This is a genomic window from Paucibacter sp. B51, assembly GCF_027863535.1.
In the GTDB taxonomy this organism is placed as follows: domain Bacteria; phylum Pseudomonadota; class Gammaproteobacteria; order Burkholderiales; family Burkholderiaceae_C; genus Paucibacter_A; species Paucibacter_A aquatilis.
In genome coordinates, this window is record NZ_JAPIVN010000001.1 from 383,609 (window position 1) to 398,586 (window position 14,978).

General features: G+C 67.5%; 14 protein-coding genes. 6 read left to right on the plus strand and 8 right to left on the minus strand.

All coding sequences use genetic code 11. From position 1 onward, the window contains the following. Nucleotides 1-80: 80 nt before the first annotated feature. Nucleotides 81-2,126, minus strand: coding sequence for a S9 family peptidase (locus tag OOB33_RS01530; RefSeq protein WP_271007378.1), 2,046 nt, complete (start codon nt 2,124-2,126; stop codon nt 81-83). Nucleotides 2,127-2,351: 225 nt separating this feature from the next. After that, nucleotides 2,352-3,251 carry an SIR2 family NAD-dependent protein deacylase gene (locus OOB33_RS01535; RefSeq protein ID WP_271007379.1) on the minus strand — a complete coding sequence of 300 codons (900 nt, stop codon included), beginning with the start codon at nt 3,249-3,251 and terminating at the stop codon, nt 2,352-2,354. 155 nt (nt 3,252-3,406) lie between these two features. Here OOB33_RS01535 and OOB33_RS01540 point away from each other — a divergent pair, with 155 nt between their 5' ends. Further along, nucleotides 3,407-3,556 carry a DUF3149 domain-containing protein gene (locus OOB33_RS01540; protein WP_102769185.1) on the plus strand — a complete coding sequence of 50 codons (150 nt, stop codon included), beginning with the start codon at nt 3,407-3,409 and terminating at the stop codon, nt 3,554-3,556. 41 nt (nt 3,557-3,597) lie between these two features. Here OOB33_RS01540 and OOB33_RS01545 read toward each other — a convergent pair whose 3' ends face one another. The 3 genes from OOB33_RS01545 to OOB33_RS01555 all read right to left on the minus strand — a co-directional run bounded on the left by OOB33_RS01545 (nt 3,598) and on the right by OOB33_RS01555 (nt 5,867). Continuing rightward, nucleotides 3,598-4,995, minus strand: a complete 1,398-nt coding sequence (locus OOB33_RS01545) for a diguanylate cyclase domain-containing protein (protein ID WP_271007380.1) — start codon at nt 4,993-4,995, stop codon at nt 3,598-3,600. 97 nt (nt 4,996-5,092) lie between these two features. Beyond that, nucleotides 5,093-5,374 carry a hypothetical protein gene (locus tag OOB33_RS01550; RefSeq protein WP_102769183.1) on the minus strand — a complete coding sequence of 94 codons (282 nt, stop codon included), beginning with the start codon at nt 5,372-5,374 and terminating at the stop codon, nt 5,093-5,095. A 13-nt stretch (nt 5,375-5,387) separates the two neighbouring features. Then, the gene (locus OOB33_RS01555; protein ID WP_271007381.1) at nt 5,388-5,867 is read right to left on the minus strand and encodes an SRPBCC family protein; all 480 of its coding nucleotides are present in this window, start codon (nt 5,865-5,867) and stop codon (nt 5,388-5,390) included. A 213-nt stretch (nt 5,868-6,080) separates the two neighbouring features. Here OOB33_RS01555 and urtA point away from each other — a divergent pair, with 213 nt between their 5' ends. From urtA to urtE, 5 genes are all read left to right on the plus strand, one after another. After that, on the plus strand, nt 6,081-7,373 hold the full coding sequence (gene urtA, locus OOB33_RS01560) for an urea ABC transporter substrate-binding protein (RefSeq protein WP_271007382.1): 1,293 nt from the start codon (nt 6,081-6,083) through the stop codon (nt 7,371-7,373). Nucleotides 7,374-7,449: 76 nt separating this feature from the next. Continuing rightward, on the plus strand, nt 7,450-9,078 hold the full coding sequence (gene urtB / locus OOB33_RS01565) for an urea ABC transporter permease subunit UrtB (RefSeq protein ID WP_442952980.1): 1,629 nt from the start codon (nt 7,450-7,452) through the stop codon (nt 9,076-9,078). Between the two features lie 325 nt (nt 9,079-9,403). Beyond that, entirely contained in the window at nt 9,404-10,501 is a 1,098-nt protein-coding gene (gene urtC / locus OOB33_RS01570; RefSeq protein WP_271007383.1) for an urea ABC transporter permease subunit UrtC, read from the plus strand. Next, nucleotides 10,498-11,355 (plus strand): urea ABC transporter ATP-binding protein UrtD, encoded by an 858-nt coding sequence (gene urtD / locus OOB33_RS01575; RefSeq protein WP_102769179.1) that lies wholly within the window; start codon nt 10,498-10,500, stop codon nt 11,353-11,355. The genes urtC and urtD overlap by 4 nt, the downstream gene beginning before the upstream one ends. A 49-nt stretch (nt 11,356-11,404) precedes the next feature. After that, the gene (gene urtE, locus OOB33_RS01580; protein WP_271007384.1) at nt 11,405-12,118 is read left to right on the plus strand and encodes an urea ABC transporter ATP-binding subunit UrtE; all 714 of its coding nucleotides are present in this window, start codon (nt 11,405-11,407) and stop codon (nt 12,116-12,118) included. A gap of 19 nt (nt 12,119-12,137) precedes the next feature. Here the strand turns inward: urtE and OOB33_RS01585 are convergent, their stop codons facing one another. From OOB33_RS01585 to OOB33_RS01595, 3 genes are all read right to left on the minus strand, one after another. After that, nucleotides 12,138-13,115, minus strand: a complete 978-nt coding sequence (locus OOB33_RS01585; protein ID WP_271007385.1) for a TIGR02285 family protein — start codon at nt 13,113-13,115, stop codon at nt 12,138-12,140. 61 nt (nt 13,116-13,176) lie between these two features. Continuing rightward, nucleotides 13,177-14,010, minus strand: coding sequence for an urease accessory protein UreD (locus OOB33_RS01590; RefSeq protein ID WP_271010001.1), 834 nt, complete (start codon nt 14,008-14,010; stop codon nt 13,177-13,179). A gap of 129 nt (nt 14,011-14,139) precedes the next feature. Continuing rightward, complete coding sequence (locus OOB33_RS01595; RefSeq protein WP_271007386.1) at nt 14,140-14,973, minus strand: hypothetical protein; 834 nt, start codon at nt 14,971-14,973, stop codon at nt 14,140-14,142. Nucleotides 14,974-14,978 lie beyond the last annotated feature (5 nt).

The window sequence follows — 14,978 nt, forward strand, 5'->3', positions numbered from 1 at the left end:
TCGGCAAAAGTGCGCAATTCAGTTTCAGGCAAGAAAAAACCGCCCCTCGGGGCGGTTGCTCCTTCCGGCAGGCCCGCGGCTCAGGGTTTGGCCAGCAGGTTCTGTTGCATGAACAGAATCGTGGCGTAGAGCAGGTAGTCCTGGTTCTCCTTGCGGGCGAAACCATGGCCTTCGTTCTCGGCGCGCAGGTACCAGACCGGCGTGCCTTGTTCGCGCACCTTGGCGACGATCTGCTCGGCCTCGGTGTAGGGCACACGCGGGTCGTTCTTGCCTTGCACCACGAACAGCGGCTTCTTGATCTTGGCCGCATGGGTCAGGGGCGAGATCTGGTCCAGGAAGGCCTTCATCGCCGGATCGCGCTCGTCACCGTACTCGACACGGCGCAGATCGCGGCGGTAGCTCTCGGTGTTGTTGAGGAAGGTGACGAAGTGCGAGATGCCGACGATGTCGATGGCGCCGACGATGCGGTCCGCATAGTGGCTGGCCACGGCCAGGCTCATATAGCCGCCGTAGCTGCCGCCGGTGACCATCACGCGTGAGGCGTCCAGCCCGGGCTGGGTGGCGATCCAGTCCAGCAAGGCGCCGATGTCCTTGACCGAGTCTTCGCGCTGGTAGCCGTTGTCCAGGTCGAGGAAGGTCTTGCCGAAGCCGCTGGAGCCGCGCACATTGGGCTGGATGATGGCCACGCCCAGCTCCTGCAGGTAGTAGTTGCTGCGGCCCATGAAACCGGCCGTGGCCTGGCCCTCGGGGCCGCCGTGGATGCTGATCAGCACCGGGCGCTTGCCGCTGAACTTGTCGGCCGGCGGCAGGCTCAGCAGGCCCGAGATGCTGCGGCCATCAAAGCTCTTCCAGCGCACCACCTGCTGGTCGCCGAAGCGGCGGGTGTCGATGCCGGGCGGCGCGTAGGGCTCGGTCCAGCGCACGATCTTGCCCTTGGCATCAAGGCTGTAGATCTGGTTCGGGCCTTGCGCCCCGTTGAGGCTGAACATCAGCTCGCCGCGCTTGGGGTCGAAGCTGGCGGCGCTGATGCTGCCGCTGGGCAGGCTGGGCGAGGGCTGCGGCTTGAAGCTGCGGCCATCGAAGAAGCGCAGCTCGCTGCGGCCGTCGATATTGAACTGCAGGGCCAGGCGCTTGCCGTCTTCGGTCAGGCTGGCGCCGGTGACGTCCCAGGGCACGCCGGTGGCGATGCGCTCCAGCCGGCCATCGGCCAGTTGGTAGCGGGCCAGCTCATTGAACTCGCCGAAACGGTTGCTGACCACAAGCAAGGCCTTGCCGTCGGGCGTGAAGGCGCCGGGCGCATGGGTGGCGCGCAACTGCTCGCCAGGCGCAGGCAAGACCTGACGCTTTTCACCGGTGGCCAGGTCCATCAGCCAGATGCGCGATTCATTGGCCGAGATGTACTCGCTCAGCGCCAGCCGCTTGTCGTCGCGCGAGACCGCGCCCACGCCCCAGCCGCCGCCGGGCAGCTCGGCGAGCTTGCGCTTGGCCGACGGCTTTTCGGGGTCCATCAACCAGAGCTCGGTCATCACCTGGGCGCGGCTGCCGCCCTGGGCCGTGCGGTCCAGCGGCACCGAGGTCACCAGCATCTGGCTGCTCTGATGCAGCCAGCCATTCATGGCGTGGCGCTGGTCGGGGTCGGTCAGCAGCACCGGCTCCTTGCTGGCGGCATCCAAACGGTAGAGCTGGGCCACCTCATTGCCACCGCTGGCGCGGGCGAACACGATGTAGCGGCCCTGGCGCGGCTCGTAGCTGGCGTCCTGCACCGGATCGGCGGCATCGGTCAGCGGCTCCAGCGCGCCGCCCGGTTGGCTGAGGCGGAACAGCTGCGAGGTGTTGCCGCCGGCTTTGCGGTGGGCCACCAGCATCTCGCGCTTCTTGGGGTGCCAGTCGACAAAGCTGTGGCCACGGAAATCGTTGTAGCGGCCCACCGCATCGGCCAGGGCCTGGGGCACCGGCGGCACGCCTTGCAAGAGCAGATTGGCATTGGGACTGAGGATCGGGGCGGCCACGGCCGCGGCGGGTTCGGCCGCCTCCACCCAGCGCGGTGCGGCGGCCAGCAAGGGCAGGCTCAGTGCCAGCAGCTGCACGCTGCGGCGCAGACCGAGGCCGGTGTTCTTCATCATCATGGAAGGCGCAGACCGCGAGACGGGCGCGAACTCTGGAAGCAAGGCAGATGGCATGGTGAACCCTGTGTCGAGTGGAAGAGCGAGGTGGAAAGGTAGCGGCCAGGTCTGCCCCGCAGCCCGCCAGCAAGGGCCTGATTCTTTCCGCAAGCCGCCAAGCCGGCCAAGCCCATCAGACGAAGCGGGATTCTGTGGGCATGAGCGCCGGTTGGGCCCGACGCACGTGCTTCAGGCCTCGGCTCCGGTGCCGGCCGAATCCAGGGCTTGCAGCACCGCCAATGCCGCATGGGCCAGGCCCAGATCCATGCCACCGGGCACCTGAGGCTCGCGCGGGTTGATGCGCAGCAAGCGGCCCTGGTGATGTTGAATCACTCGGTGGCTGAAATGCCGCACCGAGGGCACGTCGCTGCCCGCGCCGATCTCGATCACCAGCGGCCGGCGGGCTCGGGCCAGCAGCGCCTGAAGGCGCTCGCCCTGCTCGGCACTGCGTTCGTCCTGCCAGCTCCAATCGCCGAACATCAGGATGTTGGGCCGGGCCAGGCCGCCGCAGCGCGGGCAGACCGGTGCGGCATTGAGCAGCAGGCAGGCCTCGGCATCCACCTCGGGCTCGAAATCATCGGCCGGCCAGATCGCCTGGCCACAGCCGGCCAGGCATTGCAGGTGGTGGATGGAGCCGTGGCATTCATGCAGCAGCTCCGGCGCGTAGCCGTCCTTCTGAAACTGGCCGTCGACATTGCTGGTGAACACCGCCAGGCCGAGCGGCAGACGCTCGCCCCAGCGGCGCAGGATGTCGAAGCCGGCATGGGGCTGGGTCTGGCGGTAGAGCTGCAGGCGGTGGCCGTAAAAGCCCCAGGCCAGGCGCGGCTGACGCTCGAAAGCCAAGGGGTTGGCGATGTGCTGAAAGCTCAGGCTCGCCCGGGCCAGGGCCGGGTAGGCACGCCAGAAGCCCTCGCGGCCGCGGAAATCCGGCAGGCCCGAATCGACGCCCATGCCCGCGCCGGCCGCCACCAGCAGCAGATCGGCCTGCTCCAGCAGCTCCAGGGCATGGGCGATCTGGGCGGCCGACAGGCCGTGCAACGGGGGCGACTCCAGGGACTCGGAAGACGAAGAAGCAGATGCGTCGCTCATGCCCCATTGTTCCCGAGCCACAGCCGGGTCGCAGACGCTTTCAGCTGTCTGCGCAGAATTTGCGTCAGCTCAAAGCGGCGCGGCGGCGGCAGGCGCCCAATGCTTGCATGGGCACGAACAAGCATGCCCGCAGCAGCAACAGCAAGGAGTGATCGATGTTGAACCTGTTCAAAGACCTGTTCTCTTCCGATGTCGGCCTGATGAGCGCCGCCGTGATTGCCATCACGCTGGGCATGGGCGCGTTCTATGTGCGCTACTTTCTGAGCCACATCGCCAGCGACACCGCGGCTCACCGCAACGATTGAGCGCTGAACGCTGAGCGTCGCGGCGCCAAGGCGACGCACGCTCAGAGTTCCAGCACGAAGTTGTCGCGTCCCTGCGATTTGGCGCGGTACATGGCGGCATCGGCCCGCTCGATCAGCGCCGCCGCGCTCTCGCCTGAACCGGCCAGAGCCAAGCCCAGGCTGGTGCGCACGGCCAGGCTCAGACCGTTGCTGAGCACAAAGGGCTGGCGGATGTGGGCGAGGATCTTGCTCGCCAGAGGCTCCAGCTCGTGGGCCTGCTGCACGTCTTCGAGCAGCACGGTGAACTCATCGCCGGCCAGGCGCGCGACGAAATCGGTCTGACGCAGGCTCTGGCGCAGGCGCCGGCCGAACTCCTGCAGCACCTCGTCGCCGATGGCGTGGCCGTGGCGGTCGTTGATCTGCTTGAAGCCATCGAGATCCAGGAAACCCAGGGCCAGCTGGGTGCCGTGGCGCTGGGCGCGCAGCAGGCCCTGATCCAGCTGCTCGTGAAAATGGCGGCGGTTGGGCAGGCCGGTCAGGGCGTCGAAGCGTGCCTCCTCGGCCAGCTGCAGCTGCAGCTGCTTCATCGCCGTCAGATCACTGGCCAGGACGAAAAAACCCTGCACCGGGCCGCTGCCATCCAGGCAATCGGGCACATGGCTGAACTGGAAAAAACGCCCGTCCTCCGGGTCCAGTGCCCAGAGCCCGAAATCGCGGCGCTGGCCCTGCAAGGCCGCCTCCACATGCTCGCGGTGGCGGGCGTACTCCGCATCGCCCAGCACCGCCTGCAGGGTCTGGCCCAGAACCTCGGATTCGGGGCGCCCGCACCAATCGATCAGCTTGCGATTGCAGAACTGCACCCGCTGCTGTGCGTCGACGTAGGCAATCACGGCCGGCACGTTGTCGGTGACGCCGCGCAGCCGCGCCTCGCTGGTGCGCAGGGTGCGCTCCTGCTGCTCCAGCCGGGCGCGCTTGCTGCGCAGCTCGATCAAGAGGCCCACCTGGCGCGCCAGCACCTCCAGCGCATGGACTTGCGAGGCCGTCAGCTCCCGCGGCTGGCTGTCGATGACGCAGAGCGCGCCCAGGGCATGGCCCTCGGTCGTCAGCAGAGGCGCACCGGCATAAAACCGCACATGGGGTGCCCCCGTCACCAGCGGGTTGTCGGCAAAGCGCGGGTCCAGCCGGGCATCACGCACCTGCAGCAACTCATGTGGATGCACGATGGCATGGGTGCAGAAGGATTCCTCGCGCGGCGTCTCGCGGATATCGAGGCCGCAACAGGCTTTGAACCACTGCCGGTCGGCATCGATCAGGCTGATGGCGGCCACCGGCACGCCGCACCATTCGGCCGCCAGCTGCACCAGATCGTCAAAGGCCGGATCACGGCCGCTGTCCATCATTTCCGATGCCTGCAAGGCCTTCAAGCGTTCGGCTTCCTGAGCAGGCACGGGGTAAGACATGAGAGGCTCCAGGCGGGGGGTCGGCGCCATATTAAGCGAGGCCAGCCCCGGCTGCTGAGACCCCGGTGCGGGACAGACAGGAGCCCAGCGCCAGGCCTCAGTTCTGCGTGATCTTGGAGCCGCGCAGCTTCACATCCGTGCCCGCCTTGACATCGACCGTGCCGCTGGCCTCAATCTGCACACGGCCGCCCTGGATCAGGATGCTGCCGTCTTTCTTCAGCAGCAGGCGGGTCTTGCCAACCACCAGCTCCAGAGAATCGGCCGCCTCGATGCGCAGCTTGCGCCCGACGGTGACGGTCAGGTCCTGATCGACGCTCAGGGTCTGCGAGCCCGTCAGGCTCAGGCGTTCGGGCGGGCGGGGTTTGGGATCGGTGGCCATGGGGTGAGTCCCCTCACAAGCCAGCGGCCACGGCCACCAGCTGATCCAGCGCCGCACCCCAGCCCTGATGGAAGCCCATGGCCTCGTGGGTCTGGCGGCCGGACTCATCGCTGTGCATGACCGTGGCGGTGTAGAGCGTGCCCCCATCGGCATGCGGCGCCAGGCTGATGACGGCGGTGAAAACGAAGGGATGGGCGGCCGCGTCGGCCGGGCGGAAACCGGCCTTGAGCGCGCCGGTCCAGACCAGGTGCTCGTTCGGGATCAATTCCAGATAGCAGCCCTCATTGGGGTGCTGATCACCGGAGGGCGACTGCATGACGGTGCGGAAGATGCCGCCCGGGCGCAGATCGATCTCGCATTCGACCGTCTGCCAGGGCTTGGGGCAGAACCACTGCATCAGCAGCGCCGGCTCGGTCCAGCAGCGCCAGACCTGGGCGACCGGGGTCGGAATGACGCGTTGCAGGACCAGGTCGAGATGGGGCATGGAGCTCATGGCGGGGTTCCGATCGGCCAAGTGTGGGTGTGGTGGGAAGGCTGCAGGCGATTGTGACCACCCCGGCCGCCCGCGGCAAACCGGCGGCGACTTTCCTGCGGCATGGCCAGCCCTGTACGCCATCCGCCGTATATGCCAGCGCGAGCCGGCTGCCTACATTGGCTTCGTCAGACCGCAGCTTCCCACCAACCCGGAATCCTTAGGAGCCCCGCCATGCCCGTCCCGTCCCAGACCCCCAGCCGCCGCGTCTTCTCGCTGAAAGCCCTGGCCGCCGTCAGCGCGCTGGCCGGCCTCAGCGTCACCAGCCTGTCGGCCCAGGCGGCCGACACCATCAAGGTCGGCGTGCTGCACAGCCTGTCCGGCACCATGGCCATCTCGGAAACCGTGCTCAAGGACACGGTGCTGATGGCCATCGACGAGATCAATGCCAAGGGCGGCGTGCTCGGCAAGAAGCTGGAGCCCGTGGTCGTGGACCCGGCCTCCAACTGGCCGCTGTTCGCCGAGAAGACCAAGCAGCTGCTCACGCAGGACAAGGTCGCCGTGATCTTCGGCTGCTGGACCTCGGTCTCGCGCAAATCGGTGCTGCCGGTGGTCGAGGAGCTCAACGGCCTGCTGTTCTACCCGGTGCAGTACGAGGGTGAAGAGCTGAGCAAAAACGTGTTCTACACCGGCGCCGCGCCCAACCAGCAGGCCATCCCCGCGGTGGACTATCTGATGAGCAAGGACGGCGGCGGCGCCAAGCGTTGGGTGCTTTTGGGCACCGACTACGTCTACCCGCGCACCACCAACAAGATCCTGCGCGCCTACCTCAAGAGCAAGGGCGTGAAGGACACGGACATCGACGAGAAGTACACGCCTTTTGGCCACAGCGACTACCAGACCATCGTTGCCGACATCAAGAAATTCTCGGCCGGCGGCAAGACCGCCGTGGTCTCCACCATCAACGGCGACTCCAACGTGCCCTTCTACAAAGAGCTGGGCAATGCCGGCCTGAAGGCCAAGGATGTGCCGGTGGTGGCCTTCTCGGTGGGCGAGGAAGAGCTGCGCGGCGTGGACACCAAGCCCCTGGTCGGCCACCTGGCCGCCTGGAACTACTTCATGTCCATCAAGAACCCGGCCAACACCGCTTTCATCCAGAAGTGGAGCGCCTACGCCAAGGCCAAGAAGCTGCCCGGCCATATGGACAAGCCGCTGACCAATGACCCGATGGAGGCCACCTACATCGGCATCAATATGTGGAAGCAGGCGGTCGAGAAGGCCAAGAGCACGGACGTGGACAAGGTCATCGCCGCCATGGCCGGCCAGACCTTCACCGCGCCCTCGGGCATCACCTCCAAGATGGACGAGAAGAACCACCACCTGCACAAGTCGGTGTTCATCGGCGAGATCAAGGCCGATGGCCAGTTCGGCGTGGTCTGGAAGACCCCGGCCCCGGTCAAGGCCAAGCCCTGGAGCCCCTACATCGAAGGCAATGACAAGAAGCCCGATGAACCGATGAAGAAGTAACGTTTTTATTGAGCTGACTCAACGGGCCGCGAGGCCCGTGGTTGGCTGCCTTCCCTTGTTGAAACGCGGAGCCCTCATGGCCACACTCGTGCACCGCGCGGCCTCCCTGCTGAGCGCGCTGCTGCTGAGCTTGCTGATGCTGCTACCGACACCGCCAGCCCAAGCACTGACGCTGGCGCATGCGCGCGCCATGGCCTGCGAAGAAGACAGCGAGGCCCGCATCGCCGCGCTGCATGCCGCCTTGCTCGCCGCCGCGCAAGCACCCGACCCACGCCTGCAGGCCTTCATCCAGGCCCTGGCCGCCGAGCAACTGAAGACCAGCGGCACGCGCCTGCTGATCCTGCACGCTGATGGCAGCGCCGAGGACGCCCTGAGCGGCGCCCCGCTCAACCCGGTGCCGCAAGACCTGGCCGAGGTGATGATCAACAACCGCCTGCGCGGCGAGTTGGACCAAGCCCTGGCCGCGCTGCAACTGTTCAGCGCCAAACCTGCCGAACGCCTGGCCGCCGCTCAGGCTCTGCAACCGAATGCCAGCGAGCAGCAGCTGCCCTTGCTGGACCGCGCGCTGGCCCGCGAGAGCCATGAAGACGTGCGGGCCGAGCTGAGCCTGGCGCGCGCCGCCGCCTTGGCCGGCAGCAGCGACCCGAGCCTGCGTCTGCAAGCTGCGCGCGAGCTGGGCCGCTCAAACCGACCCGCCACCCAGCTGCTGATCAACCAGCGCCTGGCCGAAGAGACCGACCCCAATGTCAAAAGCGCGCTGGCCGCCTCGCTGCGCAAGCTGGAGTCCAGCCTGGCCTGGGGCGAGCGCCTGGGCGAGCTGTTCACCGGCCTGAGCCTGGGCAGCATCCTGCTGCTGGTGGCCCTGGGCCTGGCCATCACCTACGGGCTGATGGGCGTGATCAATATGGCCCATGGCGAGCTGATGATGATGGGCGCTTACGCCACCTATCTGGTGCAGCTGGCCTTCCGCCATTGGCTGCCTGCCGCTGCGTTTGACTATTACTTGCTGGCCGCCCTGCCGGCCGCCTTTCTGGCCGCGGCGGCCGTCGGCGCGCTGATGGAGCGCCTGGTGCTGCGCTGGCTCTATGGCCGGCCACTGGAAACCTTGCTGGCCACCTGGGGCATCAGCCTGGTGCTGATGCAGGCGGTGCGCAGCCTCTTCGGCGCGCAGAACGTCAGCGTCGAAAACCCGGCCTGGATGAGCGGCGGCCTGCAGCTGCTGCCCTCGCTGTCCCTGCCCTGGAATCGGCTGCTGATCATGGGCTTCGCCCTGGCGGTGCTGGCCGGCATGAGCCTGCTGCTGCGACGCACCCGCCTGGGCTTGTTCGTGCGCGGCGTGACGCAGAACCGCGCCATGGCCTCCTGCATGGGCGTCAACACCGCCCGCACCGACACCTACGCCTTCGCCCTGGGTTCGGGCATCGCCGGCCTGGCCGGCTGCGCGCTGAGCCAGATCGGCAATGTCGGCCCCGACCTGGGCCAGAGCTATATCGTCGACGCCTTCATGGTGGTGGTGCTGGGCGGCGTCGGCCAACTGGCCGGCACGGTCTACGCCGCCCTCGGCCTGGGCCTGGGCAACAAGCTGCTGGAAGGCATGGTCGGCGCGGTGCTGGCCAAGATCGCCGTGCTGGTGTTCATCATCGTCTTCATCCAGAAGCGGCCGCAGGGCATCTTCGCGATGAAGGGGCGGGTGGTGGAGGCCTGAATGTTGAGGTCTTCCAGCCTGTGTGAAGGAAGCGGACTTCGGCCGAGTGCCTCCGCTCATGTCCCCCGGGCGGGGCGGCGCCCCGCCCTCCTCCTTGACTTCGCTTCGACACTCGGCCGAAGCCCGCTTCCAGCCAACGATGGGCGCTCGCGATGCATGGGTGGGGGTCTGCCCGAAAGGAAGGGTGGCTGGGTGCTCTGTGGAGCGAAGTCAAGGGGGAGGCACGGGCGCAGCCCGGGCCGGAGGACATGAGCGCAACAGAGCGCCCAGCCACCCTGACCACCCGAACCGAACAAGACCCCACTCAAGCGAGCCGGCAAAGACCATGAACTCCCCCTCCTTCCTCAGCCCCCGCGCCTGGCTGCTCGTCGCCTGCGCCCTGCTGCTGATCTGCGTGCTGGCGCCGGTGCTGAACCTGTGGGTGCCCGAGGGTCAGGTCTTGCATCTGAGCGACTACGGCGTGGCCTTGCTGGGCAAGTTCATGTGCTACGCCATCTGCGCCCTGGCCATGGATCTGATCTGGGGCTTTGCCGGCATCCTGTCGCTGGGCCATGGCCTGTTCTTCGCGCTCGGCGGCTATGTGATGGGCATGCATCTGATGCGCCAGATCGGTCGCGAAGGCCAGTACCAAAGCACCCTGCCCGACTTCATGGTCTTCCTCGACTGGAAGACGCTGCCCTGGCATTGGCAGCTCAGCGACAGCTTTCTCGCCACCCTGGTGCTGGTGCTGGCGGTGCCGGGCGGCCTGGCCTTTGTGTTCGGCTACTTCGCCTTCCGTTCGCGCATCAAGGGCGTGTACTTCTCCATCATCACCCAGGCCCTGACCTACGCGGCCATGCTGCTGTTCTTCCGGAATGAGACGGGTCTCGGCGGCAACAACGGCTTCACCGATTTCAAACGCATACTCGGTCAGCCCATCCACACGGCGCAGACCCGCATGGTCCTGTTCGCGCTCAGCGGCCTGGCCCTGGTGGGCTGCTATCTGCTGGCGCGCTGGCTGACGCGATCCAAATTCGGCCGCGTGCTGCAGGCCGTGCGTGACGCCGAATCTCGACTGATGTTCTGCGGCTACTCGCCCCTGCCCTACAAGCTCTGCATCTGGACCCTCTCGGCCATGATGTGCGGCCTGGCCGGCGCGCTTTATGTGCCGCAAGTCGGCATCATCAACCCGAGCGAGATGAGCGTGGCCAACTCCATCGAGATCGCGGTCTGGGCCGCGGTCGGCGGGCGTGGCAGCCTGCTGGGGCCGATCGCCGGCGCCTTCGTCGTCAACGGGGCCAAGAGCTGGCTGACGGTCAGCGCGCCCGAGTTCTGGCTCTACTTCCTCGGCGCGCTCTTCATCGCCGTCACCCTCTTCCTGCCGCAGGGGCTGGCCGGACTGGTCTCCCGATTCAGCACACAGCGAAAGGCAGGCCAGGCATGAGCCCCGATCTGCTCGAACAAGGCCAGGAACGTCTGGCCGAACAGCAAGGCAAACATGGCGGCGACCGCAGCCCCGGCTACGCCCGCCCGCACCGCGCCGGCGAGCTGGACCTGACCCACGGCCGCATCCTCTACCTCGAAGACGTGCACGTCGCCTTCGACGGCTTCAAAGCCATCAACGGCCTGTCCCTGGACATCGCGCCGGGCGAGCTGCGCTGCATCATCGGCCCCAATGGCGCGGGCAAGACCACGATGATGGACATCATCACCGGCAAGACCCGACCCGACCGCGGCGAGGTCTTCTTCGGCGGCACCATCGATCTGCTGCGCCACAGCGAGGCCGAGATTGCCTCCATGGGCTTGTGCCGCAAATTCCAGAAGCCCACCGTGTTCGAGGCGCTGAGCGTGTTCGAGAACCTGGAGCTGGCCCTGCAAGGCCCGCGCGGCGTGGCGGCGGCGCTGTGGCACCGGCTCAGCGGCGCGCAGCGCGACCGCCTGGCCGAGGTGCTGGAGCTGATCCAACTGCAGGCCGAGGCGCAACGCCCGGCCGGCCTGCTCAGCCACGGCCAGAAGCAGTGGCTGGAGATCGGCATGCTCTTGATCCAGGAGCCCAAGCTGCTGCTGCTCGACGAGCCTGTGGCCGGCATGACCGACCAGGAAACCGAGCGCACGGCCGAGCTCTTTCTGCAGCTGAAGGGTCGGCACAGCCTGATCGTGGTCGAGCATGACATGGGCTTCATCGCCCGCCTGGGCGGCACCGTCACCGTGCTCTGCGAAGGCCGCGTGCTGGCCCAGGGCCCGCTGTCCCAGGTGCAGGCCGACGAGCGCGTGATCGAGGTCTACCTCGGACGTTGAGCGGCATGCGAATCAGTTCCCTCAACCCATCATCATCCCTCTGCCTGCCATGCTGATCGCCCAGAACCTCCAGCAGTACTACGGCGGCTCGCACATCCTGCGCGATGTCTCGCTGCGCGTGCAGCCCGGCCGCATCACTGTGCTGCTGGGCCGCAACGGCGTCGGCAAGACCACCTTGCTCAAGTCGCTGATGGGCCTGGTGCCGGTGAAAAGCGGCGAGGTCCGGCTGCACGGCCTGGACATCACGCGCGCCAAGCCCTTCGAACGCGCCCGCGCCGGCATGGGCTATGTGCCTCAAGGGCGCGAGATCTTCGGCCGCTTGACCGTGGCCGAGAACCTGGCCCTGGGCCTGGCCACGCGGCCGGCCGGCACGCCCATCCCGCCCGAGCTGTTCGAGCTCTTCCCGGTGCTGCAGCAGATGCTGCAGCGGCGCGGTGGCGATCTCTCGGGTGGCCAGCAGCAACAGCTGGCCATCGCCCGCGCGCTGGCGGCCGGGCCGCGCCTGCTGATCCTGGACGAACCGACCGAAGGCATCCAGCCCAACATCATCCAGGACATCGGTCGCGTCATCCGCCGCCTGGCCGAGCGCGGCCTGGCGGCCAATGGCGGCCAGCCCATGGCCGTGCTGCTGTGCGAGCAGTACTACGACTTCGCCGAGGAATTGGCCGACGACTACCTGGTGCTGGAGCGCGGCGCCGTCATCTCGGCCGGCAGCCGCTCAGAGATGGTCAGCCGTGGCGTGCGCCAGCTGGTCTCGATCTGAGTGAAGCCCGCAAAGCGGCTCAGGGCCGCGGACCGAGCGCATTGGCGCGCGAGGGCGAGGGCAACCACTCGCGGTAAAAGCTCTCGAGGCGCGGCCCCTGCTTGCGGATCACCGCATTGATACCTTCGACCGCCCGCGCCCCCAGGGCCGAGCGCGAGCAACCGACATGCACGGTGGTGGCCGCGTCCGCGCCGCGCAGCGGCAGCAGGCGCAGCTCCTGGGTGGGCAGGCCCAGCTCGCGGGCGGCAAAGCTGAGCTCGGTGGGGAAGGCGATGATGGCGTCGACCTTGTCGTCCAGCAGCATGCGCAGCAGGCCCGACACACTCGGGTTGCCGTGGCGCACGCTCAGCCGAGCGCCGACCGGCAGGTTCTTGATCATCTGGTCATAGCGCTGCCCCAACGAGCGCCCACCGGCCACACCGACCCGCCAGCCCTCTTGCGGCAGATGGCCCGGCGGCACCGCTTGCAGCAGCTCGGCCAGATCGACCCGGCCCTGGCCATCGGGCAGCAAGGGCAGGCGGCCGGGGCGCTCGCGCTGCAAGGTGACCAGCTGGTAGGGCAAGGCGGTCAGATAGGGCTCGCTGAAATGCACAAAGGCCTCGCGCTCGGGCAGGCGCAAAAAGGCGGCCACGCAGACATTGGGCTTGTTGCGCAGCTCCACGGCGGCGCGGGCGTAGTTGGCGTCCAGCACCTGGTGCTGCAGCTCGGGCAGGCCGGCCTGGAACAGCAGCAAGGCCTTGTCGACAAAGCCCCGGCCCTGGCCCAGGCCTTGCAGAATGGCCGTGGGCGGCGAATGCACCATGACCCATTGCAAGGTCTCTTTCTCGATCACCGGGCCGGAGGAGGCCGCGGCCTGCGCCGCCTGCGCCCGCGCGGCGGGCGCTCCGAACAGCGCCAGCGACAGAGCCAGCGCGAGCCCGCGGGCACTGGCCCGGGCGCGTGCCCCGACCTGCTGCCGCCCGTCGCTGTCTTGCCACGTCTTCTTGCTCTGGTCCACGTGCCGTACCCGCCCCCGCCATCTGCTGGAGCCAGCATACCCGAGGCCAGCAGGGCGGTTCTCACATCGCCCAAAGCCGCGGCGAGGCCTCGTCCAAACCCCAGAGCTCGCGCCGCCAGGCGGCCCGGCACTGCCGCAGCAGCTCGAACGCCGGCTCGACCAGGGGCGCCAGCACGCGCAGCACCAGCAGGCGCTCCTGTGCCGCCGTCACACCCGCGGTATCGCGCAGCGGGTGGGCCTCGATACAGGCACGCACGGCCTCCAGCGCCCGCTCGCGCCGCTCACGCGACAGCACCTCACCCCCGGCAAACACCAGGCTGGCCAGGCAGCGCCGCCCGGCCAGGCCCAGGGAGCCATCCATCAGCAAGGCATCGCCGCCGTCGATCAGGCCACGCTCCAGCCAGATGCCTGGGATCTCGAGGTGCTGCTGGAACTGCCCCTCATCAAAAGCCTGGCCGGCCTGCTGCAGGCCCAGGGCCGTGAGGTCCCAGGCCATCAGCTCGGCGCCCGGCGCCAGTTCGAAGCGGGCCTCGTTGAGCGCCCGGCAGCCCGGGTAGGCCAGGGCTTCCAGCGGCAGCCATTCCAGCCGCGCGCCGGGGGACAGGCGGGCCTGCAGGCTCTGCGTGGCCAGGGCGCCAGTGCTGCTGCGGTAGAAGCGGGTGGCGCCCGGCGTGCTCAGCAAGGCATGGGCGCCCTCGCCCACGCTCAGTTCGATCTCCAAGCGGTCGCCCGCAACCAGGCCGCTGGGCGGATGGACCAGCACGTTGTGACAGATCGCCTCGCCCTCGGGGTAGAGGCTTTTCAGCACCCGCAGCGGCCCCTCGTGGCGGTGCCGCAGCAGGCAACGGCCGCCCTCCAGCCGGTAGTCCAGCGCCAGCCGGGCCCGCCAGCCCAGGCTGTCGGGTGTGCAGGGCAAGGCCTCGCCGCGCTCGGGCTGGGGTGTAAAAAGGGCCGAAGCCGATGGAGAAACGGGGATGCGCTGCATCCCCGTGCGGCTCGCAAGAAGCGGGCCAGTGTCGTCGAGCTACTGAACCGGGTTCAACAAGGCTGGCTGTCCGAACTCCTGCAATCGCGCGCTCGATTTCTCGAAATACTGCTGCCAAAAGGCCTTCAGAGCCGCCATGGTCTTGGGGTCCCGGTAGGCAGTCTTGCTCTTGCCCGCATCATTCAGCAAGCCCGCGCCCACGACATAAACCCGGGCTTGGTCAAAGTCGGCAAAGAGCTGCTGCTCTTGCGCCAGCTGGAGTTCCTTGACCGGGTCGATCTTGCGAACCGATTGGGCACTGTAAAAGCTGCTGACCGAAGAGTTCTCCAGCATGTCTGAGACCAACAGAACCACGCGCTCCTTGGCTTTGGACTGCCGAACTCGCGATGAAATGTCCTTAAGGCTGGCCATCACATCGGACTTGGCAATGCCGCCGCTGCTGCCCTGGAATGCATCTCGCAATGCCGCACCGATGATCTGCGCGGCACGTGGCGCTTGCGCAGACAGGCAGGCATCCAGCTTGCTCAAGAGTGGCTTGGGTACTTCGTTGCGCTGTGCCGCACTCAGCTGCGCATCGTGCTGAACCGCCACGAGCTCCCGGGTGTACATCCCTTGGGTGTAGGCGGAGAAGACGATCAGGGATACCGCGTGATTAGGCGCCAAAAAGGGCCGCACCTGATTGGCCACCTGCTGTTTCAGTCCGTCGTCCAGCAACACGGTCTGGTCGACCACGACAAACAGCTCCTTGCTCAAGCCGATCTGGGGGGCTGACAGCTTGCCGCCGTAGCAGGAGGCCAGACTTTCGGCGCGAAGCGGGGCCACGGCGCAAAGCAGGGCCAGACCCAGGAGCAGCGGTCGGCCGAACGAGTTCATGCCTG

Coding starts and splice junctions, on each gene's coding strand:
- OOB33_RS01530 (WP_271007378.1), bottom strand. CDS start 2,126: ATGATGATGAAGAACACCGGCCTCGGTCTGCGCCGCAGCGTGCAGCTG.
- OOB33_RS01535 (WP_271007379.1), bottom strand. CDS start 3,251: ATGAGCGACGCATCTGCTTCTTCGTCTTCCGAGTCCCTGGAGTCGCCC.
- OOB33_RS01540 (WP_102769185.1), top strand. CDS start 3,407: ATGTTGAACCTGTTCAAAGACCTGTTCTCTTCCGATGTCGGCCTGATG.
- OOB33_RS01545 (WP_271007380.1), bottom strand. CDS start 4,995: ATGTCTTACCCCGTGCCTGCTCAGGAAGCCGAACGCTTGAAGGCCTTG.
- OOB33_RS01550 (WP_102769183.1), bottom strand. CDS start 5,374: ATGGCCACCGATCCCAAACCCCGCCCGCCCGAACGCCTGAGCCTGACG.
- OOB33_RS01555 (WP_271007381.1), bottom strand. CDS start 5,867: ATGAGCTCCATGCCCCATCTCGACCTGGTCCTGCAACGCGTCATTCCG.
- urtA (WP_271007382.1), top strand. CDS start 6,081: ATGCCCGTCCCGTCCCAGACCCCCAGCCGCCGCGTCTTCTCGCTGAAA.
- urtB (WP_442952980.1), top strand. CDS start 7,450: ATGGCCACACTCGTGCACCGCGCGGCCTCCCTGCTGAGCGCGCTGCTG.
- urtC (WP_271007383.1), top strand. CDS start 9,404: ATGAACTCCCCCTCCTTCCTCAGCCCCCGCGCCTGGCTGCTCGTCGCC.
- urtD (WP_102769179.1), top strand. CDS start 10,498: ATGAGCCCCGATCTGCTCGAACAAGGCCAGGAACGTCTGGCCGAACAG.
- urtE (WP_271007384.1), top strand. CDS start 11,405: ATGCTGATCGCCCAGAACCTCCAGCAGTACTACGGCGGCTCGCACATC.
- OOB33_RS01595 (WP_271007386.1), bottom strand. CDS start 14,973: ATGAACTCGTTCGGCCGACCGCTGCTCCTGGGTCTGGCCCTGCTTTGC.